This is a genomic window from Pseudomonas saudiphocaensis, from assembly GCF_000756775.1.
GTDB lineage: Bacteria > Pseudomonadota > Gammaproteobacteria > Pseudomonadales > Pseudomonadaceae > Stutzerimonas > Stutzerimonas saudiphocaensis.
In genome coordinates, this window is sequence record NZ_CCSF01000001.1 from 465730 (window position 1) to 491274 (window position 25545).

Here is a 25545-nt window from a genome sequence, read left to right on the forward strand (position 1 = left end):
TACAGATGCCTGAACCCGGCTTCGTTTGGCTGGTCGGAGCAGAGCCAGATCAGAGAGCGGCACTATGGACAAAATTTACGCAGTCGTACTGTCGTACAAACGCAAGGATTTGCTGAAACGCTGTCTGGAGGGGATCAATGGCCAGAGTCGCCCTTGCGACGGCATCATCGTGGTGGACAATGCAAGCAGTGACGGAACGCTGGAGATGCTGCTGCAATTGCAGCTGCCGAATCTCCAAGTCTACGAGTTGTCGCGCAATACCGGCGCCTCGGGCGGTTTCAGCGCCGGGTTTCGCATCGCTTACCAGAAGGGTGCCGATTTCATCTGGATGATGGATGACGATGTCATACCCGAGCCGGACGCACTGCAACGTCTGCTAGATGCCCGAGATACGCTCGACGCCCGCGAGCAGCCTTATTCCTTTCTGCTTTCCACGGCTTATACCGGCGATGGTCTGCTGACCAACGTGCCCCAGGTGGACACGCGCACCAATCCCATCGGCTATGAGAACTGGCCGGCTCTGCTGCAGTTCGGTCTGGTTCCAGTGCGCCCGGCGACTTACGTCTCGATTCTGGTGCCTCGTTTGTCTTTGCAGCGCCACGGGCTGCCGATCGCGGCGATGTTCATGTGGGGCGACGATACCGAATTCACCCTGCGTATCAGCCAGGAAACGCCAGGCTACCTGGTTGCCGAGAGCCGCGTTATGCATCTGCGCAGCGTCAGCGGCTCGATTGACATCCATCGTGAAACGAACCCGCAGCGGATTGCGTTGCACCGGCATTTCGTCCGCAACGAGTTGTTTATCGCCCGCGCTTATCACCACTGGCGGCGTGTACCGCTGCTGTTCTTATCGCGCCTGAAACTGGTGATGCGTTTGCTGTGGCTTGGCCAGTCTTTCAAAGCCCGTACCGTATTCGCCGGCCTGCTGGAAGCCTGGAAGTTCTCACCTGAAGCGGAGCCAGCTGACGCACCTGTCGAGGCGCTCGGGGTGACCGTTCGTCAGTACTTTTCGGAGTCGACGGCACTGCCAAAAGGCGAGGCGCTGGCAGCGGAGCCGCTTGAGACCTAACGCTACACCATGAAGGGGCCAGATACCTCCCTGAACCGGTATTCCCTGTAGATCTTTAGATACAACTTTTTTTGTAGGAGGCGGTCCGAAACAGGGTCGCTAAAAAGGGATTTTCCAGATGGCCACCACAATACAAAAGAGAGTGGGTGTTTCCGGCACTGGCATGATTTCGCGCTGCTTCGTGCGGCTGATCATGCAACATTATCCCGAGTTGCGGATAAGCCGAGTGCTTACGCGCCGAAAGGTGGATGCACTAAGCGACTTTCCGCTGCCGGGAGCGCTGACCAACTCCATTGACGAGCTTGTCGAGCATTCAGACCTTATCGTCGAATGCAGCGGCGACGTGTTCTTTGGAACCTCTGTCATCGAGCGTGCATTCGAAGCCGGTTTGCCGGTGGTTACCGTGAACGCCGAATTGCAGGTCACCACCGGTTCATGCCTGGCGGGAAAAGGGCTGCTTACCGAGGCCGAAGGCGATCAGCCCGGCTCGCTTGCCGCGCTGCATGAGGACGCCGTGCAGATGGGCTTCAAGCCCCTCGTATACGGCAACATGAAAGGCTACCTCGACCATAACCCCACCCGTGAAGACATGGCTTACTGGTCGAAACGGCAGGGGATCAGTATCGAACAGACCACCTCGTTCACTGACGGCACCAAGGTGCAGATCGAGCAGGTGGTCGTGGGCAATGGTTTTGGCGCGACCATCTCCCGGCCTGGCCTGGAAGGTCTGGCTTCCACTGACCTCAATCGCAGTGCCAATGTGCTGGGGCTGATTGCTGAAGCCGCCGGCCAGCCGATCGTGGACTACGTCATCCCCAGCGGTTATCCGGCCGGCGGCGTATTTCTGGTCTGTCGCCACGATGAAGTTCAGGCCCCGGCACTTGAGTACTTCAAGCTGGGTCCCGGTCCGTACTATGTACTTACGCGGCCATTCCACCTCTGCTCGCTGGAGGTCGGGAAAACGGTACGGCGTGTGCTTGCGGGGGGAGGTGTGCTGCTGAACAACTCGACCAGGCCGACGCTGGGCGTGGCGGCCATAGCCAAGCGCGCAATGAAGCCTGGTGAGACGATCGTGCGTGGTATCGGTGGGTTCGATGTGCGCGGTGAGGCAGTGCGCCTCGTGGAAGAACCGGACCATGTACCGATCGGGTTGCTGCGCCATACGGTGCTCAAGCGGGCCCTTGAACCTGGCCAGATGATCACCTTCGATGACATCGAGGTTCAGCCAAGCCGGGTGCTGGACATCATTCTCAGGCAGCGCCAGAGCATCATCAGGCCGAGGCCGGCTCTGAGAGTCAGCGGCTATGCAAGGGCGGCGGTACGGTAACGCCGCCCTTGTCCTTCCTTATGGCTCAGGCGATGGCCTGAGCCGCCAGCAATGGCAGAGCGGCGTCGGGTTTGCTGTCGCCGCTTACGCCCAACGCTTCCTCAACCAGCCTCACCGTTGCGCCCCCGAAGCTGTTCGCTTCGAGTAAAGCATCCTGCTCGTTATCGAATACCGCCAATACGCTGCCGTACGAGTAGACAACTCCCCACTGCTCGGCACCTGTCATTGCAACCGTTTTAGTGTCCATGTCTTTCTTCCCTGGAACTTGCGTGGTACGACGGGATACAGTCACTTAGATAGCATGGTGTCAAAAGATCGGCAATCGCCGTTCGGCGGAACGGTTGGCCACATTCGGTGCAGCCGTCTGGCTGGCGGTTTTGTTCATCTGCTCGGCAAGCGCTTGGGTAAATTCTGGAACGGCGGACCAGCGCAAATGCACCGCATCTACGAAGGAATCCGATGGCGTCGACCAGTCCTTGTCGGCGTTCCAGTAGGTGCCTCCGGCAGCATCCAGAGCAGCCTCGATACGTGCGTCGAAGCTGGCGAGAAAAGAGCTGTCTGGATCGTATTTTTCTTTCCATTGCGGGTGTAGTGGCGTGGATACCACGAGCAGGGTGCGACCTTCGCGCCGCAGGCGTGAGCTCATCTCTTGCAGGGCATCGAAGCAGTTCTGGTCCAGCGCGTCCGGGCGGCCATACAGGAGTTCACGGGTGTTGTCGGTCCGCAGCGGACCGTCACCGAAGCGATTGAAAACCAGCGGGTCCCATTCGATTTCTCCGGCGCGCTGTGCCTTGACGCTCAGCGCGTTGCGCACAAGCGACTGGGGTGCGAAATAACGCATGTAGTATCCCCACCGTGGCGCGCGCTCATAAACGAAGGGCGTGACATCCTCGCGGCTGAAAACTGCAGTCGGCACCTTCCAGCACCCCGTAAAGTCCTGCGGGTTGGTGATCATCACGACACTACGAATGCTCGGCTCCTGGTCGAGTAGCCAGTGGCCGACGTAAGTCGACTGGTTGGCGAACAGCCCGCAGAACGCGCCGTTCATGGGGCGGGTCTTCGGCATGGCCTGGACCAGCGCATTGCCATCTACGTGCCGCCAGGCCACTGAGGACCCGATGATCAGCAGGTTGGGTGCGTGAATCGGATGGTCCCGCAGGAAGTTGAGTTTTTCGTCGACGCACAGGTTGTTGGAGAACGCAGGTGGCGGCAGATTGCCGCTCCGATCCAGGCCAAAGAGCGTCAGCCAGAACAAGGCCAGTGCCCCGACAAGACCTGCCAGAACCGCCAGGAGGTACCAGGCCGGCGATGGGTCTGAAGTGCCGGTAGCTGTCTGCTCATCGTCGCTCCCGGCTGCGGACTCTCTAGCGTTCTGATGCATGTCTACCTTCCCTCGAGCTTGGCACTGATGACCTGGGCGAAATGGCCGACGTTGCGCAGCGATTCCAGCTCCGCCGTGCGAAATTTGATGCCGAAGCGCTGTTCAGCCGCGACCGTAAGCATCACGTGGGTCTGGCTGTCCCACCCGTCGATATCGTTGGCCGTCATTTCCGGCGAGAGGACGATGCTGTCGTCGTCGAATACATCGTGAAATACCGGCGCGAGTGCGTTGATAACTTCTGCTTCGGTCATGGCCTTACCTCGATGAAATGTCGAGTAGAGTGGTTGGAGTCGAGGTCGTAGCGCCAGAAGCTTGCATCGCTGGCGGCCTCGGTGTGCACGGGGTGCTGGACGAAACCCAGCTTCGGATAGTGTTCGGCGACCATGCCGTTGCGGCCGCTGGGTCGGTATTCGCCGATCAGGGTGCGATAGCCGGCCGCCCTGGCTGCATTGACCAGCACTTCGAGCACGGCTTCCTCGACCTGGCGGCCCAGTACCCGACAGCTCATCAGCCAGCTGTCGATGAGTAATTCATCATCGGCGAAAGCTGGGTCGGGGCGCGCCAGCACGACGCTGATCAGCCCGTTGTCGCCGTACTTGTCTGCCAGACGGAACGCCAGCGTCACTGAGCCTGTATCTCGCGCAATGCGCTCGACCTCCGCTTCGCTGTAGCGGCGCGTGGTGAGGTTGAACTGGTTGGTCTTGTTGAGCAGCTGGGTGCTGCGGGCAAGCTCGGCGTCACCGATTGGGCTGGCATGCAGCACCATCTCCAGGCCACGCAGATAGCCTTCCATATCGGTGGCTTGGCTCAGGGCCGCCTTGCGCTCGGCATTCAGCGCGTAGTTGCGCCCTCGCGTGGTGTCGTCCGAGGTGAAGGAAACGGCTTCGAAATAGCCCGCTGCTGCCAGGCGTGCCGGATAGTCAGCGACGTCATCAGGCAACTCCGGCACCGCAACCTGCGGCAGCTCGCGACGCACGATATCGCGCTCGGCTGGGTTGTCGTCGACGAAGACCAGGCTGTCCAGGCCAATATCCAGGGTTGAAGCGATGCGGCGCAAGTTTGTGGCCTTGTCCTCCCAGTTGGCGACAAAGGCGGCGATGTCACTGCGCCTGAGCGCCATTTCCGGGTGGTTGAATGCCGCTTCGGCGATGTTTTGATCGTTCTTGCTGCACACCGCGAGGATTATCCCGCGCCGCGCCAGCAACGCGGCGTAGCGCTGGAAGGCGAGAAAGGCTTCCCCGCTGGGCGAGCCTTGTCCCAGATGCAGGCCCTCGACGCCATCGTCGCCGACAACACCGCCCCACAGGGTGTTGTCCAGGTCCAGCACTAGGCATTTGCGCGATAGCCCGACGCTCGCAGCGGCGATGCGAGCCAGCTGGTCGCCGTACAGCGGTGCCAGGTTCGGGCTGACCAGCTGCTTGGCCTGGTGCCAGCGCAGCGGCTCGGCCAGGCCATCGCCGTAGCTGCCGCGTGCCGCTTCCCAGGCGAGATCCATCAGCAGTACGCCGTCTTCCTGGGCGGCACGGCGGATGGCTGTGTTGAGCTGCTCGATCAGGGCCCAGGGCGAAGCCGGCACCAGCGCTTCGAACGAGCCGAAGATCGGCGGGTCGGCCGGCACTATGGTCTGCTGAACCACCTGCGCCGCGTAGCGCTCGCGGGCGCGACGCCACAGCAGGCGCAGCTCCTCGACCCGTGCATTCACCGCCGCGTTCACTTCTTCGGTCGAGGCCTCTAGCGGCAGCTGTAAGGGTGCGTCGCGGGCGTCCAGCGCCAGCACTATCAATTGCGGAGCGAAGCTCGCCAGTTCCGGGTCATCCATCAGCAACGCCTGGCGGTACATGCCGTAGGGTGCCACATGAAGCGCGAGCGCCAGGCCTCGTTGCAGCCCGGCCACGCGGATCGCTGGCAGCAGATGGTCCACCGTATGCGAAGCAAGCAGGGCAATGCGCAGCGGGCGCAGATCCGCAACGGTTGCTTCGCCCCTGGCGACTGCCTGCAGGCCTTCGCTCGCCAGCCGGTCCAGGCGCATCGTCAGGGTGAAGTCCCGTCGGTAACCGGTCAGGCTTTTGGCAGCCCGCAGCCGAGCGAGCGAATCTGTCTCGCGCTTGCCTGCGCCGATGGCTGCACTCAAGTCCGGGTGTTCGGCTAGCCAGAGAAGCTGATCCATGCCTGTGTTCTCCCTGAAAAGTCAGAACTGGAAGTAGAGAAACTCTGTAGGGGCAACGGAGAACGCCACGCCCAGGGCGAAGAAACCCAGCATGCCGATGGCGACGCCAATGACGGGTGTCGGCCTCCAGGAGGCGGCAGGTAGCCAGCGCAGCAGCCAGCTCTCCTGAGGTTTTGCATCCAGGGCGGTGCGAAAGTGCGCCATCCACTGCTGCACATTGGGCATCAGCCAGACAAAGGCCAGCAGCAGCGCCAGGGTGAGGTAATCCGACTTGTCAAACTTGGTGCTCAGCTCGCTCAGGCCGACCATACCGGTGAGTATCGCCAGCGCCGCCTGAACGCTTTCGGCGCGGAAGAACACCATGGCCACGACCACGCAGAGAAAGGTCAGCAGCACGGCGGCGCAGTGATACAGGTGCTTGTCGCTGTCGAGCGGCAACCCCCGACGTACCTTCCAGGCTCGAAAGCCGTGGGCGACCACCAGGTAAAAGCCGTGCAGCAGACCAAATACAACGAACTGCCAGCCGGCACCGTGCCAGACACCGGAGATGAACATGGTCAGCACGGTGGGGTAGGCCACCAATATGACGAAAGTGCCCAGGCTCATCTTGCCTCGGCGAGGCAGCGGTTTGCCGGCTGCCATGCGCGAGCGAGTGATCCGCATGACAATGGGGTTGTAAATGTAGGCCGTGAGAAAGCGCGTCAGCGTCATATGCCAGCGCGACCAGTAGTCGATAACGTTATGCGCCTTGAAAGGGCTATTGAAGTTGATCGGCAGGCGCACCCCGAACAGCAGCGCCAGGCCGATGGCCATGTCGCTGTATGCGGAAAAATCAAAATAGATCTGCAGCGTGTACGAAAGCGCGCCAAACCACGCGTCATAGAGAGCCGGAACCGTGCCGTCGGCGGCAATCGCGAAGACCGGCGAGGCCTGTGCGCCCAACGGATCGGCGATGATCACTTTCTTGAACAGGCCGAGCAGGAAGACGGTCAGCCCCAGGGAGATATTGTCCAGTCGCGGGGCAAAGGTGTCGTAATCCTTGAACTGACTGAGCATCTCCTTGTGATGGGTGATCGGGCCGGCTATCAGCTGAGGGAAGAAGCTGATGAAAAGGCAGTAGCTGACGAAATCGTTTTCGTTCACCTGGCCGTCATGGGCGTCGACCAGATAGGCAATCTGCTGAAAGGTAAAAAAGGAGATGGCCAGCGGCAGGATGATGTCGCCCACCGTCCAGCCCAGGTCAAAGGCCTGGTCGAGCGTGCCGAAAAGAAACCCGGTGTATTTGTAGTAGCCGAGCAAGGCGATGTTGGCGGTAACCCCCAGTATCAGCAGGGCCCGCGACGGGCGGCGCACAAGGGCTCCACCGATCAGGTAGTTGCACAGCATGCTGCCGATCAGCAGCGGTACGTAGGCGGGGTTCCACCAACCATAGAAGAGTAGGGAGGTCAGAGTTAGCCAGATGGCGGCGTAACGCTGCCTGCCGCTTCCTGCGAGCAGGATGAAACCCAGCAGAACCACCGGCAGAAATCCGGCGATGAATTCCATGGAGTTGAAGAGCATCGGTATATCCCTTTCGAGTCTTCATAACGTCCGCTTGGACGGTAGCTGCCCCGCGAGCATCCAGGCTGGATGCTCGTCCCCTTTTGCTTTCGCACCGCAGCCAAGGATTTGTTCAAGTTTCAACTGTGAAACTTAATCCTGGTCCGTTAAGTGGGACACGCTTTGTAATAAAAAGATTCCGCCGTTCGTCACCGCGCAAAACAACGTTGTCCGGTGCGCAGGCGAGAGCTGCGGGGAGCAGGTTCTAGTGCCGCCTAGAGGAGGTCATCGGGTGTAAAAGGGATGGTGGATTGGCCATATGGAATTAAGCGGCCGGCGATCGCCTCATTCCGAAAGCGTGCGGTTATCGCACGGCCTGAGTGTTGTGCCTTGGTCGTATCTTCTAAGCTCCAGTCCAGCAGTACTCTGCCTGATGCTGGCGTTAGGAGCTGCCCGATGGCGGCGGCACTGAGGCGCCCACATCGCCAATAAATATAAAGAGTGCCTTGTGATGGTTAGTCTGCTTGGTGCAAAAAATACGGTCTTCGAGCAAGCCGATCCCCATGCGGTATCGGACTATGTAAATCAGCATGTCGGTACCCACTGCATCCGGCTACCGCGTTCCGGCAGCCTGCAGGCCAGCCTGAGTCATTGCAGTTTCGGCAAGCTGGACCTTTGCCAGATCAGCTACGGCGGCAGTGTGCACGTCACTTCGCCGGCTCTGGAAACCATCTATCACCTGCAATTGCTGCAGCGTGGTCATTGCCTGTGGCGTGGTCGCGGGGAGGAGCATTACTTCACCCCTGGTGAGCTGTTGCTGATTAATCCTGACGATCCGGTGGACCTGACCTATTCCGAGGATTGCGAAAAGCTGATCGTCAAACTGCCAGCCTCTTTTCTCCAGCAGGCCTGCGCTGACAACCAATGGCATGCGCCGGCCGAGGGCATCCGGTTCAGTGCAAGTCGCTATGACCTCAAGTCGCTCGAAGGTGTAGAGAGCCTGCTCGGGCTGATTTGTCAGGAAGCGAAAGCCGAGAATTGCGCTGCGCAGCTCCAGGAACAGTACGGACGCATCATTGCCTCCAAACTGCTGTGCACCTTTGCCAGCAATGTGCAGTATGAATCGCAGGGCGAGAGCTGCCCCTCATTCGGGCGCATCCTCGACTACATTGAAGAGCATCTGAAAAAGGACATCTCCGTCGAGCAATTGGCGCAGCTGGCGCGTATGAGTCCGCGTTCGCTCTACAGCCTGTTCGAGCGCAAGGTCGGTACGACGCCCAAGTCCTATATTCGCAAGAGGAAGCTTGAGCAGATTCACGGCCGTCTCAGTGACCCTGCGGCCAAGGTTCGCAACATCACCGAGATCGCCATGGACTATGGCTTCCTGCATCTGGGTCGTTTTTCCGAAAGCTACAAGAGCACCTTCGGCGAGCTGCCTTCCGATACGCTGCGCCGCCACCACTGATTCCCCTCAGGCTGCTACCCGGCGCGGCTAGCAGCCTTTTCCTTCTCCCACGTTTGCGTTCCCGACTCGACGGCCCATGGCTGGGCTTGGTCGTGCGACTCCATGCCACATTGCAGAAAACGGATAGAGGTGCTGCAGGAAACGGATATTGATCCCTCTCTCCGCGCAATAGCCTTCATCACGTTGAAACAAAAACAATGGAGGCCCCGGCCATGTCCCTGGGAATCGATTACCTGGATTCGCTTGTTCAAGACGACAAAGAAAAAGGCATCTTCCGTTGCAAGCGCGAGATGTTCACGGACGAGCGGTTGTTCGAGCTGGAGATGAAACACATTTTCGAGGGCAACTGGATCTACCTTGCCCACGAAAGCCAGATTCCCGAAAAGAACGACTATTACACGACCTACATGGGTCGGCAGCCGATCTTTATCGCCCGCAACAAGGAAGGTGAGCTCAACGCCTTCATTAATGCGTGCAGCCATCGCGGAGCGATGCTGTGCCGCTTCAAGAGCGGCAACAAGGCCACCTATACCTGCCCGTTCCATGGCTGGACCTTCAATAACTCCGGCAAGCTGCTCAAGGTCAAAGACCCCAAGGAAGCCGGCTACCCGGAAAGCTTCAACTGCGAAGGCTCCCATGACCTGAAGAAGGTTGCCCGCTTCGAGTCCTATCGCGGTTTTCTCTTCGGCAGCCTGCGCGAAGACGTTGCGCCGCTGGAGGAATTCCTCGGCGAGTCGAAGAAGATCATCGACATGGTGGTCGACCAGTCGGATGACGGCATCGAAGTGCTGCGCGGCTCCTCCAGCTACGTCTTCGGCGGCAACTGGAAGCTGACTGCGGAGAACGGTGCTGACGGTTACCACGTCACCGCGGTGCACTGGAACTACGCCGCTACCCAGAACCAGCGCAAGCTGCGCGACTCCGGTGAGGAAATCCGCACCATGAGCGCCGGCGGCTGGGGCAAGAAGGGCGGCGGTTTCTACTCCTTCGAAAACGGCCACATGCTGCTCTGGACGCGCTGGGACAACCCGGAAGACCGCCCTCTGTTCAGCCGCCGCGATGAGCTGGTTGCTGAAGTCGGCGAAGCCCGCGCGGACTGGATGATCGGCAACTCGCGCAACCTCTGCCTGTACCCGAACCTGTACCTGATGGACCAGTTCGGCTCGCAGCTGCGCATTGCCCGTCCAATTTCGGTGGACGAGACCGAAGTCACCATCTACTGCATCGCGCCAAAAGGCGAAAGCGCCGAAGCGCGCGCCACCCGCATCCGCCAGTACGAGGACTTCTTCAACGTCAGCGGCATGGCAACGCCCGACGATCTGGAAGAGTTCCGCGCCTGCCAGGCCGGTTTCCAGGGCCGTGCCATGGAGTGGAACGACATGTCCCGCGGTGCCAAACACTGGATCGAAGGGCCGGATGAAAGCGCCAAGGAGATCGACCTGCAGCCGCTGCTCAGCGGTGTGCGCTCGGAGGATGAAGGGCTGTTCGTCATGCAGCACCGCTACTGGCAGGAGCAGATGATCAAGGCGGTCGAGGCCGAACAGGCGAAACTGATCCACGTGGAGGGCGCGTAAATGGCCATTACTTACGAAGCCGTGCGGGATTTTCTCTACCGCGAAGCGCGCTACCTCGACGACAAGGAATGGGACGCCTGGCTGGAGCTTTATGCCCCGGATGCCACCTTCTGGATGCCGGCCTGGGATGACCGCGATCAGCTGACCGAAGACCCGCAGCGTGAAATTTCGCTGATCTGGTACGGCAACCGTCGTGGCCTGGAAGACCGTGTTTTCCGCATCAAGACCGAGCGCTCCAGTGCCACCATTCCGGATACCCGGACCACGCACAACATCAGCAACCTCGAGCTGCTGGAGCAGGCCGACGGCTTCTGCAAGCTGCGCTACAACTGGCACACCATGAGCTTCCGCTACAAGACCGTCGACCATTTCTACGGCACCAACTTCTACACCCTCGACGTGCGCGGCGACAACCCGCTGATCAAGGCCAAGAAGGTTGTGCTGAAGAACGACTACATCCGCCAGATGATCGACGTGTACCACCTCTGAGGGCTGCCGCCATGACTCACAAGATTGCTTTGAACTTCGAAGATGGCGTCACTCGTTTTATCGACGCCAATAGCGGCGAAACCGTCGCCGACGCTGCCTATCGCCAGGGCATCAACATCCCGCTGGATTGTCGCGACGGTGCCTGTGGTGCCTGCAAATGCTTCGCCGAGGCGGGCAAGTACGACCTCGGTGAGGAATACATCGAAGATGCGCTGAGCGAAGACGAGGCCGAGCAGGGCTACGTGCTGACCTGCCAGATGCTCGCCGAAAGCGATTGCGTGATTCGTGTGCCGGCCTCGTCCGAGGTCTGCAAGACCGAACAGGTCTGCTTCGAGGCAGCCATCAGCGACGTGCGCCAGCTCTCCGAAAGCACCATCACTCTTTCGCTCAAGGGTGAAGCCCTGAATCAGCTGGCGTTCCTGCCCGGGCAGTACGTCAACCTCAAGGTGCCGGGCAGCGATCAGACCCGTGCCTATTCCTTCAGCTCGCTGCCCCGCGATGGCGAGGTCAGCTTCCTGATCCGCAACGTGCCGGGCGGGCTGATGAGCAGCTTCCTTACCGGCTTGGCCAAGGCCGGCGACAGCCTCACCCTGGCAGGCCCCCTGGGCAGCTTCTACCTGCGTGACATCAGGCGTCCCCTGCTGTTGCTGGCTGGCGGCACGGGCCTGGCGCCGTTTACCGCCATGCTGGAGAAGATCGCCGAGCAAGGGAGCGAGCATCCGCTGCACCTGATCTATGGCGTCACCATGGATCACGATCTGGTGGAAATGGACAAGCTCGAGGCTTTCGCGGCGCGGATTCCCAATTTCACCTACAGCGCCTGCGTAGCCAGCCCGGAAAGTGCCTGGCCGCACAAGGGCTATGTCACCCAGCACATCGAGCCGAAGCACCTGAACGACGGCGAAGTGGACATCTACCTCTGTGGCCCGCCACCGATGGTCGAGGCCGTCAGCCAGTTCATCCGTGAGCAGGGCCTGCAGCCAGCGAACTTCTACTACGAGAAATTCGCCGCCAGCGCTTGAGGGGCGGACACAGCCGACCTTGTAGGAGCGGGCTTGCCCGCGAAGCCCCGTTCGGCGGGGGGCGCCTTTCGCGAGCAAGCTCGCTCCTACAAAAACTGCTCGCCACGGCGATAGCCGTACGAATCGAGGACAGGTAGATGAACAAGCGTTTCGAAAACAAGGTTGCCGTTATCACCGGAGCTGCCCAGGGCATTGGTCGTCGGGTGGCCGAGCGCATGAGTGAGGAGGGTGGCCGGCTGCTGCTGGTGGATCGCTCCGAGCTGGTCCATGAACTGGCCGACGAGCTGGGCGCCAAGGGTGTCGACGTGCTGACCCTGACTGCCGATCTTGAGCAGTTCGCCGATTGCCACCGGGTTATGGATGCGGCCAGGGAGCGCTTCGGCCGGCTGGACATTCTGGTCAACAACGTCGGCGGCACCATCTGGGCCAAGCCCTTCGAGCATTACCAGGAGCACGAGATCGAAGCCGAAGTGCGCCGCTCGCTGTTCCCCACGCTCTGGTGCTGCCACGCCGCGCTGCCGCACATGCTGGAGCAGGGCGCTGGCGCCATCGTCAACGTTTCCTCGATTGCCACCCGCAGCATCAACCGCGTGCCTTACGGCGCCGCAAAGGGTGGCGTGAATGCACTGACCGCCTGCCTTGCCTTCGAAAACGCTCAGCGCGGTATCCGCGTCAACGCCACCGCACCAGGCGGTACTGAAGCGCCGCCGCGCCGCATCCCGCGCAACAGCGCCGAGCAGAGCGAGCAGGAGAAAGTCTGGTACCAGCAGATCGTCGACCAGACCATCGATTCCACCCAGATGAAGCGCTACGGAACCATCGATGAGCAGGCCGGCGCGATCCTGTTCCTGGCCTCTGACGATGCCAGTTACATCACCGGTGTAACCCTGCCGGTAGGCGGTGGCGATCAGGGTTGAAACGGCTCGTGAGAGCTACTTGAACGGCAGAAATTCAGCTTGGTTTCACAACAAAAACAATAGAGAGCGCTTTGCCATGCAGAAAAGAATAGATGTTCACGAGGTTATCGATAACGCTCGTTTCAGCCAGTTTCACTGGCTGGTCATGTGCCTGTGCGCACTGCTGCTGATCTTCGACGGCTACGACCTGTTCATCTACGGCGTGGTTTTGCCGGTGATCATGCAGGAGTGGGGCCTGACCCCGCTGCAGGCCGGCGCACTAGGAAGCTACGCACTGTTCGGGATGATGTTCGGTGCGCTGATCTTCGGCACCCTGGCCGACCGTATCGGCCGCAAGAAGGGCATTGCCATCTGTTTTCTGCTGTTCAGCACGGCGACGGTGCTCAACGGCTTTGCCAGCACGCCGACCGAGTTCGGTATCTTCCGTTTTCTGGCCGGTCTTGGCTGCGGCGGGCTGATGCCAAACGTGGTGGCGCTGATGAACGAGTACGCGCCGAAGAGGCTGCGTAGCACGCTGGTGGCGATCATGTTCAGCGGCTATTCCCTGGGCGGCATGTTCTCCGCCGGCCTGGGGATCTACATGCTGCCGCGCTTCGGTTGGGAGGCCATGTTCTTCGCTGCCGCCGTACCGCTGCTGCTGTTGCCGGTGATTCTCTGGAAGCTGCCGGAGTCGGTGGGTTTCCTGGTGCGCCAGGGGCGTATGGAGGAGGCGCGCGCACTGCTGAAAAAGATCCAGCCGCAGCGGGAATTCGCCGCTGACGAGGAGCTGGAACTGGTCGAGGCCAAGGCCAAGAGCGCCTCGGTGACCGAACTCTTTCGCGACGGTCGCCTGCTGGGCACGTTGTCGATCTGGGTGGCGTTCTTCTGCTGTCTGCTGATGGTCTACGCGCTGGGTTCCTGGCTGCCGAAGCTGATGGCCAATGCTGGCTACAGCCTGGGATCGAGCCTGTCCTTCCTGGTGGCGCTCAATCTGGGCGGCATGTTCGGCGCCATTCTCGGCGGTTGGCTAGGGGATCGCTTCAACCTGGCCAAGGTGGTGGTGGTGTTTTTCGCCGTGTCGGTGCTGTCCATCAGCCTGCTGGGCTTCAAGACGCCGATGCCGGTGCTCTACAGCCTGATCACCATTGCCGGCGCCACTGTAATCGGTACGCAGATCCTGCTTTACGCCTGTGCCGCGCAATTCTACGGCCTGTCGATTCGCTCCACCGGCCTGGGCTGGGCCTCGGGCATCGGCCGCAACGGCGCCATCGTCGGCCCGCTGCTGGGCGGCGCGCTGCTGGGGATCAACCTGCCACTGCAACTGAACTTCATCGCCTTCGCCATTCCCGGGGTGATCGCTGCGCTTGCCATGACCCTGTTCGTGCTTTCCAGGCGGCCTGAGCGCGCCGCGCCAGCTCCGCTGATGGCTGCGAAAGCCTGAACACTTATCACACGAGGTTGGACTAGCAATGAGTCAAATCCTGATCGAAAGCATCCAGACGCTGATCGTCGATCTGCCCACCATTCGCCCGCACAAGCTGGCGATGCACACCATGCAGAAGCAGACGCTGGTGATCATCCGCCTGCGCTGCAGCGATGGTGTCGAAGGCATCGGCGAGTCCACCACCATCGGTGGACTGTCCTACGGCAATGAGAGCCCTGAGAGCATCAAGGCGAACATCGACAGCCATCTGGCGCCAATGCTGGTCGGTCAGGATGCAAGCAACATCAACGCCGCCATGCAGCGTCTGGACAAGATCGCCAAGGGCAACACCTTCGCCAAGTCCGGCCTGGAAAGCGCGCTGCTGGATGCCCAGGGCAAACGCCTCGGTCTGCCGGTCAGTGAATTGCTCGGCGGGCGCGTCCGTGACGGTCTCGAAGTGGCCTGGACGCTGGCCTCCGGTGACACCGAACGCGACATCGCCGAAGCCGAGCAGATGCTCGACATCCGCCGCCACCGCATCTTCAAACTGAAGATTGGTGCCAACCCGCTGGAGCAGGATCTCAAGCACGTGGTGGCGATCAAGAAGGCCCTGGGGGAGCGCGCCAGTGTACGCGTCGACGTCAATCAGGGCTGGGACGAGTCCCGGGCCATCCGCGGCTGCCGGGTGCTGGGCGAGAACGGTATCGACCTGATCGAACAGCCCATCTCGCGCATCAATCGCGGCGGCCAGATCCGCCTGAACCAGAGCAGCATCGCGCCGATCATGGCCGATGAGTCCATCGAGAGCGTCGAGGATGCCTTCAGCCTCGCTGCCGACGGCGCCGCCAGCATCTTCGCCCTGAAGATCGCCAAGAACGGCGGCCCGCGCGCGGTGCTGCGTACTGCCCAGATTGCCGAAGCGGCGGGCATCGCCCTTTACGGCGGGACCATGCTCGAAGGTGCCATCGGCACCCTGGCCTCGGCTCATGCCTTCGTAACCCTGAACAAACTGACCTGGCACACCGAGCTGTTCGGCCCGTTGCTGCTGACCGAAGAAATCGTCACCGAGGCGCCGGTTTATCGCGACTTCCAGCTGGAAGTTCCGCGCACGCCGGGCCTCGGCCTGACCCTGGACGAGGAGCGCCTGGCGTTCTTCGCTCGTACCTGACCGGAGGCTGAAAACATGCTGTTCCACGTAAAGATGATCGTAAAACTGCCGGTGGATATGGACCCGGCCAAGGCCGCCAAGCTCAAGGCTGACGAGAAGGAACTGGCGCAGAACCTGATGCGCGAGGGCAAATGGCGCCACCTGTGGCGCATTGCCGGCCAGTACGCCAACTACAGCGTGTTCGATGTCGCCAGCGTGCAGGAGCTGCACGACACCCTGATGCAGCTGCCGCTGTTCCCCTACATGGATATTGAAGTCAACCCGCTGTGCCGTCATCCGTCCTCGATCCGTGACGACGACAGCTGATCAATCGCTCAAGGCCGGGCCCGTCCCGGCGCGTCAACCGTGTAACGACAAATACAAGATGAGGCTCAAACCATGACCGTCCAAATTTCCCACACCGAACATGTACAGAACTTCTTCAAAGAAGCCAGCGGCTTCGGTAACGATGCCGGCAGCAGCCGCCTGAAGACGGTGATCAATCGCATTCTGGTGGATGCCGCGAAGATCATCGAAGACCTGGAAATTACTCAGGATGAGTTCTGGAAGGCGGTGGATTACCTCAACCGTTTGGGTGGCCGTAATGAGGCAGGTCTGCTGGTTGCCGGCCTCGGTCTGGAGCACTACCTCGACCTGCTGCAGGATGCCAAGGACGAGCAGGCCGGCCTGACCGGCGGCACCCCGCGCACCATCGAAGGCCCGCTGTATGTCGCTGGCGCGCCGATCGCCGAAGGGCAGGTGCGCATGGATGACGGTAGCGAAGATGGCGTTGCCACCGTGATGTTCCTGGAAGGGCAGGTCGTCGACGTGGACGGTAAGCCGATCGCTGGCGCTACGGTCGATCTTTGGCACGCCAATACCCAGGGCAACTATTCCTATTTCGACAAGAGCCAGTCGGATTACAACCTGCGTCGCCGCATCATTACCGACGCCGAAGGCCGCTACCGCGCTCGCAGCATCGTACCGTCCGGCTATGGCTGCTCGCCGGACGGCCCGACCCAGGAATGCCTCGATCTGCTGGGTCGTCATGGCCAGCGTCCGGCGCACATCCACTTCTTTATCTCCGCGCCAGGTCACCGTCACCTGACCACGCAGATCAACCTGTCCGGCGACAAGTACCTGTGGGACGACTTCGCCTATGCCACTCGCGATGGCCTGGTGGGCGAGATCCGCTTCAATGAAGATGCCGAAGCTGCACGGGCCCGTGGTGTTGAAGGCCGCTTTGCCGAAGTGGACTTCGACTTCCAGCTGCAGAAGGCTCCAGCCCCCCAGGCCGAGCAACGCAGTCAGCGTCCGCGCGCTCTGCAGGAGGCCTAAGCCTCTCGCGGTACTCAAGGTGGATGATAAAGCGCCATCCACCCTACGTTTGCATCAGGGTTCGTAGGGTGGATAACGCTCTTTTTATCCACCGTTGACCCGCCTGGTTCCACCGTTTCACCGCGTTACCTCTACAACAAGAGCAATCCGGGCACTGCCACGGATAGCCATGCCTGACTTGCGAGGCACTATGAAAGCGCTACTGAAGGACTGTTCGGTATCTGCTGTGGTCGCCGGCTTTATCGCGACGGTGATTTCCTATGCCGGCCCGTTGGTGATCATCTTCCAGGCGGCCAAGGCGGCCAACATGCCCCATGACGTGCTGTCGTCCTGGGTCTGGACCATTTCCATCGGCAGCGGCGTGCTCGGTATTCTTCTGAGCCTGCGCTATCGAGTGCCCATCGTCATCGCCTGGTCCGCGCCTGGCTCGGCACTGCTGGTCACGCTCTTGCCGGGCATTTCCCTGAATCAGGCAATCGGTGCCTATCTGGTCGCCAATGCGATCATCCTGCTGGTCGGCCTGTCGGGGGCCTTCGATCGCATCATCGGCAAACTGCCTGCTGCGATTTCCGCGGCGATGCTGGCAGGCATCCTGTTTTCCTTCGGCATCGGCCTGTTCGTTTCGGTCAAGGATCAGCCCTGGCTGGTGCTGGCGATGTTCATCACCTACCTGATCTTCAAGCGGGTATTGCCCCGTTATGCAGTGCTCGCCGTGCTGGTGGTGGGCGTGCTGATGACGCTCGCCAGCGGGGAACTGAACAGCGGAGCGCTGGTAATCGGGCTGGCCACGCCGGTCTGGATCACGCCGGAATTCAGCTGGCAGGTGATGCTCAGCATCGCCTTGCCACTGGTCATGGTGTCGCTGACCGGGCAGTTCGTGCCAGGCATGGTGGTGCTGCGCAACGATGGCTACCACACACCGGCCAGCCCACTGATCAGCAGCAGCGCGCTGGGCTCATTGCTGCTGGCGCCGTTTGGCTGCCACGGCCTGAACCTGGCGGCCATCACTGCCGCCATCTGTACCGGCAGGGAGTCCCATGAGGACCCCGGCAAGCGCTATGTCGCGGGCGTTTCCGGCGGTGTGTTCTATCTGCTGCTGGGCGTTTTCGGCGCCACCCTGGTCTCGATCTTTACCGCCTTTCCGGCGGCCCTTATCGCAGCCCTTGCAGGTCTTGCCCTGCTGGGAGCAATTGGCGGCGCATTGAGTTCGGCGATGGCGGTTCCGAAGGATCGTGAAGCCGCCCTGATCACCTTCCTGGTGACTGCTTCGGGTATGTCGCTGCTAGGGCTGTCCGCCGCCTTCTGGGGGCTGATCTTCGGTATCGCCGCCCATTTTCTGCTGGGGCTGAAGAAGCCCAAGCCAAGTGTTGCGGCTCACCCGCCAGTCGCTTCCGAAAGCGAACAGCCGGCGCGCTGAGCTAAACCTAAAAAAGAAACGAAAAGAGCAACCGAAATTGCCGCCGCTTTCCGCTGCTGTGCCCGGGAAGCGCTGGCCTGTACCTAAAAAACAACAACAACGAGAAAAGACATGACCAAAATGCTGAACATCTCTCCGCTGGCCCTGGCTATCGGAGCCTCCTTGGCGATGCCGTCTGCCTTCGCTACCGAGGGTGGTTTCATTGAGGACACCACGGCGACCCTGCAGGCACGCAATTATTATTTCAGCCGTGACTTCTCCGATATCGTCGGTCCCAGCCAGCAGTCCAAATCCGAAGAATGGGCGCAGGGCTTCATTCTCAAAGTGAACTCCGGCTACACCCAGGGCACGGTAGGTTTCGGCGTCGATCTGCTCGGCCAGCTGGGCATCAAACTCGACAGCGGCGGGGGGCGGGTCAATACCGGGTTGTTGCCGAACGACAGCGATGGCAAGGCCGTGGACAACTACAGCCGTCTTGGCGCGGCGCTCAAGGTGCGGCTGTCGCAAACCGAGCTAAAGATCGGTGAGCAAACGCCTGACCTGCCGGTGCTCACCTTCAGCGATATCCGCCTGCTGCCGCCGACCTACCAGGGCGCCAGTATCGTTTCCCGGGAGATCGACGGCCTGACCCTGCAAGGTGGCCAGTTTCGTTCCGGCAGCCTGCTGAATGCGGCGGGTGACGGCAAGATGCGCGTCAAGCTCGGCCATACGCCACAGCTGGGCGGCGATGCGGCGAGCGACCGCTTCAACTACGCCGCTGCCGATTACGCCTTCAATGACAAACGCACTTCGGTGGGTGTCTGGTACGCGCAGCTGGAGGATATCTACAACCAGCGCTTCTACAGCCTCAAACACAGCGAGCCGGTGGGAGATTGGGTACTGGGCGTCAACATCGGCTTCTACGACTCCAAGGAAGACGGCGACCAACTGCTGGGCAATATCGACAACCAGGCGGCGTTTACCCAGCTTTCCGCCAGGTATGGCGGGCACACCTTTATGGTCGGCTATCAGGCCATGTTCGGCGATGACGCCTTTCCGCGCGTGTTCAACAACATCACGCCGCTGGGCAATGAGGTCCCCACCTATGAGTTCGCCGGCGCCGATGAGCGCTCCTGGCAGGTTCGCCATGACTACGACTTCAGCGCGCTGGGCATCCCCGGTCTGGTGACCACGGTGCGCTATATCTCGGGCGACAACGTGGACACCGGCAGGGGCTTCGAGGGCAAGGAGTGGGAGCGCGATCTGGATGTGGGTTACACCTTCCAGAGCGGCCTGCTGAAGAACCTCAACGTGCGTGTGCGCAATGTCGTAGCGCGTTCCAACTACCGCAGCGACATCGACGAGAACCGCCTGATCTTCAACTACACCTGGCAGCTGCTGTAAGGTCCTGTGGACCCGCAGCCGTTGGCCGCGGGTCAGTCAGTGGCTTTGGGACGGCGCGGTGACGAACCCAGATAAGGAGGGCAGGCGGCGCCAGGCATTTTGCGATTATCGAAGTCCTGGTCGATAATCGAGCGCTGCTTTCTGACAAGGTCGTCTGCTATGACTGAGGAATCTCGCCCCGCTGTCGCGCCGATGGCGCCGGCCATCGTGGCATCGCCGGCCAAGCGCATCGAAGCGCTGACAGGCGACCCGAATTTCATGAGCTCGCTGGCGCGCGGGCTGGCGGTCATCCACGCTTTTCAGGAGCGTAAGCGCCATCTGACCATCGCCCAGATCAGCCACCGCACCGAGATCCCCCGAGCTGCGGTGCGGCGCTGCCTGTATACGCTGATCAAGCTCGGCTACGCCACCACGGACGGGCGAACCTATTCGCTGCTGCCCAAGGTGCTGACCCTCGGCCACGCCTACCTGTCCTCGACACCTCTGGCCGTAACCGCGCAGCCGATCCTCGACCAGCTCAGCAACCAGCTCCACGAGGCCTGCTCCATGGCCACGCTGGAAGGCGATGAGGTGCTCTATGTCGCCCGCTCGGCCACACCCCAGCGGCTGATTTCCGTCGACCTCAGCGTTGGCAGCCGGTTACCGGCCTACTGCACGTCCATGGGCCGCATCCTGCTGGCCGCGCTGGATGATGCGGCCCTGGACGATTATTTGGAAAACGCCAATCTGCAGATCAAGACCAGCCGCACGCTGCATACCCCGGAAGCCATTCGTGCATCGGTTGCCGAAATTCGCCAGCAGGGCTGGGTCATTGTCGATCAGGAGCTGGAAATCGGGCTGCGCTCACTGGCCGTGCCCTTGAAAGATTCCGCTGGCCAGGTCCTGGCCGCGCTCAACGTTGGTACCCACGTCAGCCGCGTGACTCGCCAGGAACTGGAAACCCGCTTCCTGCCGGTGCTGCTGGAAGCCAGCAAAGAGCTGAGTACGCGCTTGTTTCATTGAGGATTCGACGAGCGCGCAACTGCGCGTTCGATGATTCGATCCCTAGGCTGCTTTCATCGCGGCACCCGAGACGTTCCCAGAAGATCCCTTGTTCGCAGGCATGACCTGCCTGCCCTACAGAGGTTGTACAGCCCGCTTCTGTAGGACCGGGCCATGCCCGCGAAAAAGACAATTCCCGCCGAAGTATCAGTTTTAGCCAATACTGTTTGTGTTCGATTATCGAACGGATAATCGATTATCGGATTGTTTCGCTATGGGGCGATGGTTAGTGTTTGGAGAAGGCGCCGATCCGTTGGTGCATCCAGTCCATTACACGAGACATGACCATGGCCGAGATTCTTTCTCTCCGCGAAGCAATTGATCGCTTCGTCAGGAACGGCGATACCGTCGCCCTTGAAGGCTTCACCCATCTGATTCCCACCGCTGCCGCTCACGAAATCATTCGCCAGGACAAGAAGGACCTGACCCTGGTGCGGATGACGCCCGATCTGGTCTATGACCTGCTGATCGGTGCCGGTTGCGCGAAGAAGCTGATCTTCTCCTGGGGCGGAAACCCCGGCGTCGGTTCCCTGCACCGCCTGCGTGACGCGGTGGAAAAGCAGTGGCCGCAGCCGCTGGAAATCGAAGAACACAGCCACGCCGATCTGGCCAATGCCTATGTCGCCGGCGCCTCGGGCCTGCCGTTCGCGGTGCTGCGTGCCTACCTCGGCTCCGATCTGCCGAAGGTCAACCCGATGATCAAGTTCATCGACTGCCCCTTCTCCGGTGAGAAGCTGGCGGCAGTGCCAAGCGTGCGTCCGGACGTCACCGTGATCCACGCGCAGAAGGCCGATCGCAAGGGCAACGTGCTGATCTCCGGGATCCTTGGTGTACAGAAGGAAGCGGCTCTGGCAGCCAAGCGCTGCATCGTCACCGTTGAGGAAATTGTCGATGACCTGCAGGCGCCGATGAATTCCTGCGTGCTGCCAACCTGGGCGCTAACCGCCGTCTGCCTGGTACCGGGTGGCGCACATCCGTCCTACGCTCATGGCTACTACGAGCGCGACAACCGCTTCTATCAGGCCTGGGACCCGATTGCCCGCAGCCGCGAAACCTTTACCGCCTGGATCGATGAATTCATCCGCGGTACCGCCGATTTCAGTGCATTCCAGGCCAAGCTGGCCGCGCAGCAGGAGGCCAAGTGATGACCTACACGACCAATGAAATGATGACTGTGGCCGCCTCGCGTCGCCTTGGCAATGGCAGCGTCTGCTTCGTCGGCATCGGCCTGCCGTCCAAAGCCGCCAACCTGGCGCGCCTGACCCATGCACCGGAAGTGGTGCTGATCTACGAATCCGGCCCCATCGGCGCCAAGCCTTCGGTGTTGCCCCTGTCCATCGGAGATGGCGAGCTGGCCGAGACCGCCGACACCGTGGTGCCTACCGGCGAGATCTTCCGCTACTGGCTGCAGGGCGGGCGCATTGACGTCGGTTTCCTCGGCGCGGCGCAAGTGGACAAGTACGGCAATATCAACACCACAGTGATCGGTGACTATCATCAGCCCAAGGTGCGCTTGCCAGGGGCGGGCGGGGCGCCGGAAATTGCCGGTTCGGCCAAGCAGGTGCTGATCATTCTCAAGCAGTCGCACCGCACTTTCGTCGACAAGCTGGCGTTCATCACCTCGGTTGGTTTTGGTGAAGGCGGCGAGCATCGCAAGCAGCTCGGGCTGCCGGGCAATGGCCCGGTAGGCATCATCACCGACCTGTGCATCATGGAGCCGGAAGCCGGCACCAATGAATTCGTAGTGACCTCCCTGCATCCGGGCGTGACCCGCGAGCAGGTGATCGAGAACACCGGCTGGGACATCCGTTTCGCTGAGAACGTCGTTACCACCGAAGCGCCACGCGCCGAAGAACTGGAAGCGCTGCGTGCGCTGGAAGCCCGCACGGCGGCGGCCCATGGCCAGGCTGGAGGTGACGAATGACCCGCGAAGTCTTTATCTGCGACGCCGTGCGTACACCCATCGGCCGCTTCGGCGGCGGCTTGGCAGCGGTGCGCGCCGATGATCTGGCGGCGATTCCGCTTCGCGCGCTGCTGGAGCGCAACCCGCAACTGGACCCGGCGGCCATTGACGAAGTGTTCATGGGCAGCGCCAACCAGGCCGGCGAAGACAACCGCAACGTCGCTCGTATGGCCGCATTGCTGGCCGGCATCCCGGAAACCGTTCCCGGGGTGACTCTCAACCGACTCTGCGCCTCGGGTATGGATGCCGTGGGGAGCGCCTTTCGCGCCATCGCCTGTGGCGAGATCGAGCTGGCCATAGCCGGCGGTGTGGAGTCCATGTCCCGCGCGCCCTATGTGATGGGCAAAGCTGACACGGCCTTTGGTCGCACGCAGAAGATCGAGGACACCACCATTGGCTGGCGCTTTATCAACCCGAAGATGAAGGAGCTGTATGGCGTCGACGCCATGCCGCAGACTGCAGATAACGTGGCTGAGGACTACAAGATCAGCCGTGAGGATCAGGACGCCTTTGCCCTGCGCAGCCAGCAGCGCACCGCCGTCGCCCAGGCGGCCGGCTTCTTCGCCGAAGAAATCGTGCCGGTGGTGATCAAGGGTCGCAAGGGCGATACCGTGGTCGATACCGACGAACATCCCCGTGCAGATACCTCCGCAGAAGTGCTGGCCAAACTGCGGCCCATCAACGGCCCGGACAAGACCGTCACCGCTGGCAACGCTTCGGGCGTCAACGATGGCGCGGCAGCGATGATCCTCGCCAGCGCCGAAGCGGTGCAGAAGTACGGACTCCAGCCGCGCGCCAGGGTTCTCGGCATGGCCAGCGCCGGCGTGGCGCCGCGTGTCATGGGCTATGGCCCGGTGCCGGCGGTGCGCAAACTGTGCGAGCGGCTGAACATCGCGGTGAATGATTTCGACGTGATCGAACTCAACGAAGCCTTCGCCGCTCAGGGCCTGGCCGTGACCCGTGATTTGGGCCTGGCCGATGACAGCGACAAGGTGAACCCCAACGGCGGCGCCATCGCGCTCGGCCATCCGCTGGGTATGAGCGGTGCACGGCTGGTGCTGACAGCGATTCACCAACTGGAAAAAAACGGTGGCAAGCTGGGCCTGGCGACCATGTGCGTGGGGGTTGGACAGGGCCTGGCGCTGGCGATCGAACGGGTCTGACAGCGTTGCGATGAGCTGCGCTCTGCCTCGCTGCGGGGGTCAGGTCATCTTTTATTTTGCTTCTCGATGGGGTTATCCATGACCACCGTAAAACTTGACGACTGTGAACTGAATTACCGCCTTGAAGGCCCGGTCGATGCACCGGTGCTGGTGCTCTCCAATTCGCTGGGCACCGATTTGCACATGTGGGATGCCCAGGCACTGGCCTTCAGCGAGCATTTCCGCGTGCTGCGCTACGACACCCGCGGCCATGGCGGCTCGTCGGTCACGCCGGGCCCCTACAGCATCGAGCAGCTGGGGCGTGATGTGCTGGGGCTGGTGGATGCACTGGGCATCGGGCATTTCGCCTTTTGCGGCTTGTCCATGGGCGGGCTGATCGGCCAGTGGCTGGGCATCAACGCCGGTGAGCGGCTGACGCGGCTGGTGATCTGCAACAGCGCAGCGAAGATCGGCAACGCTGATGGCTGGAACGAGCGTATCGACAGCGTGCTAAAGGGCGGCGAGCAGACCATGCGTGATATGCGCGATGCCTCCATTGCCCGCTGGTTCACCCCGGCGTTCGCCGAGCAGCAGCCAGCACAAGCGCAGCGCATCACCCAGATGATTGCCGGCACCTCGCCCGAAGGCTATGCGGCCAACTGCGCTGCTGTGCGTGACGCCGACTACCGCGAGCAGCTGAGCGCGATCCAGGTGCCGACGTTGATCGTCTGCGGCAGCCAGGACCCGGTCACCACCACCGAAGATGGCCGCTTTATGCAGGCGCGTATCGCTGGCGCCAAGTTGCTGGAGCTCGAAGCGGCTCACCTGTCCAACGTCGAGGCAGGGGAGCTGTTCAGTCAGCAGGTGCTGGAGTTCCTGCGCGCCTGAGCGCGCTCCTGGCCCAGCCTCGGAGAGCACTGACTACCACCAGTGCTCGACCTGCACACCGAAGTTGGATCCGTGACGGTCACCGCCAAAGCTGCCCGAATCTGAAAGCGCGGTGCCAGGTGCTGCGGCGTCCTGCGCTGCATCGTTCCATACCGCATAGGTGTAGTAGAGGCGGAATTCCGGGCGATTCCAGAAGCCTGGCCCGTTGGGTGACCAGGTAGGCGCAATGGTAAATTTGGTCAGCTTTCTGTTCTCGCCCTGGGTGTTGATCCGGTCGTGCCCCAGCTCCGTGACCAACTTGAAAGTATCGGTAAAGGCGTAGACCGGCCGAACCCCGAGGGAAATCCATTCCGAGTCCGCGCTGTTCGAGCGTTTGTCCTTCTGATATATCGCCGACAGCTGCCCGGTGAATCGAGGCGAAAACTCCCAATCGAAGTACTCCACCACCCGCCAGCTCTTGTCGCTGCTGTCGAGGCTGGTGTCACCGGTGTAGCCAAGCCCGGTTCCCGGTCCCTCTCCGTACTGAACGGCAAAGGTATTCTTGCCGCCCAGAAAGCCGGCCTGCTCGTGTTGCAGCGTGACCGCCCAGCCGCTGTTTTCATTATCGCCGCTGGGCTCGTCGATATAGCTGATGCCGAACTCCAGCTCGCCGCCGGGGTTGGTATCGAAGCCGCCGACGCGTCCAGTACGCCAATGGTGCCTTCCCAGGTGAACCAGAGGTCGGCATCGAAGTGCTCGACCAGGACGTAACCGAGGATGGCGAACAGCAAGCCGATGCCGGCCAGTGACCAGGCTACGGGGAAACCAAGCAGAAGAAACACCATGAAACTGGCGAACATGCCGATAACGAGGATTTGTTCCAGACCCATGATTA

At 61.3% G+C, this 25545-nt stretch carries 23 protein-coding genes and 2 pseudogenes; 18 read left to right on the top strand and 7 right to left on the bottom strand.

Annotated features, from left to right (window positions below; genetic code table 11):
* Positions 1 to 64 precede the first annotated feature (64 nt).
* Both BN1079_RS02305 and BN1079_RS02310 read left to right on the top strand, forming a co-directional pair.
* Entirely contained in the window at positions 65 to 1069 is a 1005-nt protein-coding gene (locus BN1079_RS02305; RefSeq protein WP_074436817.1) for a glycosyltransferase family 2 protein, read from the top strand.
* Positions 1070 to 1232: 163 nt separating this feature from the next.
* Positions 1233 to 2396 (top strand): NAD(P)-dependent oxidoreductase, encoded by a 1164-nt coding sequence (locus tag BN1079_RS02310; protein WP_037022032.1) that lies wholly within the window; start codon positions 1233 to 1235, stop codon positions 2394 to 2396.
* A 25-nt stretch (positions 2397 to 2421) separates the two neighbouring features.
* Here BN1079_RS02310 and BN1079_RS02315 read toward each other — a convergent pair whose 3' ends face one another.
* Genes BN1079_RS02315 through BN1079_RS02335 form a run of 5 tightly spaced genes read right to left on the bottom strand, consistent with a single transcriptional unit; the run spans position 2422 to position 7504 of the window.
* Positions 2422 to 2643 (bottom strand): hypothetical protein, encoded by a 222-nt coding sequence (locus BN1079_RS02315; RefSeq protein ID WP_037022035.1) that lies wholly within the window; start codon positions 2641 to 2643, stop codon positions 2422 to 2424.
* Between the two features lie 60 nt (positions 2644 to 2703).
* Positions 2704 to 3777 carry a hypothetical protein gene (locus tag BN1079_RS02320; protein WP_231850757.1) on the bottom strand — a complete coding sequence of 358 codons (1074 nt, stop codon included), beginning with the start codon at positions 3775 to 3777 and terminating at the stop codon, positions 2704 to 2706.
* Between the two features lie 2 nt (positions 3778 to 3779).
* Positions 3780 to 4028, bottom strand: a complete 249-nt coding sequence (locus tag BN1079_RS02325) for an acyl carrier protein (protein ID WP_037022042.1) — start codon at positions 4026 to 4028, stop codon at positions 3780 to 3782.
* Entirely contained in the window at positions 4025 to 5944 is a 1920-nt protein-coding gene (locus BN1079_RS02330) for an HAD-IIIC family phosphatase (protein ID WP_037022044.1), read from the bottom strand. Before BN1079_RS02330 ends, BN1079_RS02325 begins: the two co-directional genes overlap by 4 nt.
* A 21-nt stretch (positions 5945 to 5965) precedes the next feature.
* Positions 5966 to 7504, bottom strand: a complete 1539-nt coding sequence (locus BN1079_RS02335) for an MBOAT family O-acyltransferase (RefSeq protein ID WP_037022046.1) — start codon at positions 7502 to 7504, stop codon at positions 5966 to 5968.
* Between the two features lie 490 nt (positions 7505 to 7994).
* On the opposite strand from BN1079_RS02335, the gene BN1079_RS02340 reads away from it, so the two are divergent.
* From BN1079_RS02340 to pcaD, 16 genes are all read left to right on the top strand, one after another.
* Positions 7995 to 8948, top strand: a complete 954-nt coding sequence (locus tag BN1079_RS02340; protein ID WP_037022047.1) for an AraC family transcriptional regulator — start codon at positions 7995 to 7997, stop codon at positions 8946 to 8948.
* Between the two features lie 212 nt (positions 8949 to 9160).
* Positions 9161 to 10522 carry a benzoate 1,2-dioxygenase large subunit gene (gene benA / locus BN1079_RS02345; protein ID WP_037022048.1) on the top strand — a complete coding sequence of 454 codons (1362 nt, stop codon included), beginning with the start codon at positions 9161 to 9163 and terminating at the stop codon, positions 10520 to 10522.
* A complete protein-coding gene (gene benB, locus BN1079_RS02350; RefSeq protein WP_037022050.1) occupies positions 10523 to 11011 on the top strand; it encodes a benzoate 1,2-dioxygenase small subunit in 489 nt (162 codons plus the stop codon).
* Between the two features lie 11 nt (positions 11012 to 11022).
* Positions 11023 to 12033 carry a benzoate 1,2-dioxygenase electron transfer component BenC gene (gene benC / locus BN1079_RS02355; protein ID WP_037022053.1) on the top strand — a complete coding sequence of 337 codons (1011 nt, stop codon included), beginning with the start codon at positions 11023 to 11025 and terminating at the stop codon, positions 12031 to 12033.
* Between the two features lie 137 nt (positions 12034 to 12170).
* Entirely contained in the window at positions 12171 to 12950 is a 780-nt protein-coding gene (locus tag BN1079_RS02360) for a 1,6-dihydroxycyclohexa-2,4-diene-1-carboxylate dehydrogenase (RefSeq protein WP_037022055.1), read from the top strand.
* Positions 12951 to 13026: 76 nt separating this feature from the next.
* Positions 13027 to 14370 carry an MFS transporter gene (locus BN1079_RS02365; protein WP_037022058.1) on the top strand — a complete coding sequence of 448 codons (1344 nt, stop codon included), beginning with the start codon at positions 13027 to 13029 and terminating at the stop codon, positions 14368 to 14370.
* A gap of 28 nt (positions 14371 to 14398) precedes the next feature.
* On the top strand, positions 14399 to 15520 hold the full coding sequence (locus BN1079_RS02370; protein ID WP_037022060.1) for a muconate cycloisomerase family protein: 1122 nt from the start codon (positions 14399 to 14401) through the stop codon (positions 15518 to 15520).
* Between the two features lie 15 nt (positions 15521 to 15535).
* Positions 15536 to 15826, top strand: coding sequence for a muconolactone Delta-isomerase (gene catC, locus BN1079_RS02375; RefSeq protein ID WP_037022062.1), 291 nt, complete (start codon positions 15536 to 15538; stop codon positions 15824 to 15826).
* Positions 15827 to 15898: 72 nt separating this feature from the next.
* A complete protein-coding gene (catA, locus tag BN1079_RS02380; RefSeq protein WP_037022063.1) occupies positions 15899 to 16837 on the top strand; it encodes a catechol 1,2-dioxygenase in 939 nt (312 codons plus the stop codon).
* A gap of 190 nt (positions 16838 to 17027) precedes the next feature.
* Positions 17028 to 18254, top strand: a complete 1227-nt coding sequence (locus BN1079_RS02385; RefSeq protein WP_037022065.1) for a benzoate/H(+) symporter BenE family transporter — start codon at positions 17028 to 17030, stop codon at positions 18252 to 18254.
* A 120-nt stretch (positions 18255 to 18374) separates the two neighbouring features.
* Positions 18375 to 19637 carry an OprD family porin gene (locus BN1079_RS02390; RefSeq protein WP_414860255.1) on the top strand — a complete coding sequence of 421 codons (1263 nt, stop codon included), beginning with the start codon at positions 18375 to 18377 and terminating at the stop codon, positions 19635 to 19637.
* Positions 19638 to 19796: 159 nt separating this feature from the next.
* Complete coding sequence (locus tag BN1079_RS02395; RefSeq protein WP_037022067.1) at positions 19797 to 20639, top strand: IclR family transcriptional regulator domain-containing protein; 843 nt, start codon at positions 19797 to 19799, stop codon at positions 20637 to 20639.
* 326 nt (positions 20640 to 20965) lie between these two features.
* Positions 20966 to 21823 carry a CoA transferase subunit A gene (locus BN1079_RS02400; protein WP_037022068.1) on the top strand — a complete coding sequence of 286 codons (858 nt, stop codon included), beginning with the start codon at positions 20966 to 20968 and terminating at the stop codon, positions 21821 to 21823.
* The gene (locus BN1079_RS02405) at positions 21820 to 22602 is read left to right on the top strand and encodes a CoA-transferase subunit beta (RefSeq protein WP_139053043.1); all 783 of its coding nucleotides are present in this window, start codon (positions 21820 to 21822) and stop codon (positions 22600 to 22602) included. The genes BN1079_RS02400 and BN1079_RS02405 overlap by 4 nt, the downstream gene beginning before the upstream one ends.
* The gene (gene pcaF / locus BN1079_RS02410) at positions 22599 to 23804 is read left to right on the top strand and encodes a 3-oxoadipyl-CoA thiolase (protein WP_037022070.1); all 1206 of its coding nucleotides are present in this window, start codon (positions 22599 to 22601) and stop codon (positions 23802 to 23804) included. The genes BN1079_RS02405 and pcaF overlap by 4 nt, the downstream gene beginning before the upstream one ends.
* A gap of 78 nt (positions 23805 to 23882) precedes the next feature.
* Complete coding sequence (gene pcaD / locus BN1079_RS02415) at positions 23883 to 24671, top strand: 3-oxoadipate enol-lactonase (protein WP_037022073.1); 789 nt, start codon at positions 23883 to 23885, stop codon at positions 24669 to 24671.
* 33 nt (positions 24672 to 24704) lie between these two features.
* Here pcaD and BN1079_RS02420 read toward each other — a convergent pair.
* Both BN1079_RS02420 and BN1079_RS17775 read right to left on the bottom strand, forming a co-directional pair.
* Positions 24705 to 25349 (bottom strand): annotated as a pseudogene (locus tag BN1079_RS02420) (carbohydrate porin); the annotation flags it as partial.
* Positions 25349 to 25540 (bottom strand): annotated as a pseudogene (locus BN1079_RS17775) (C4-dicarboxylate ABC transporter); the annotation flags it as partial. The pseudogenes BN1079_RS17775 and BN1079_RS02420, both read right to left, overlap by 1 nt.
* Positions 25541 to 25545 lie beyond the last annotated feature (5 nt).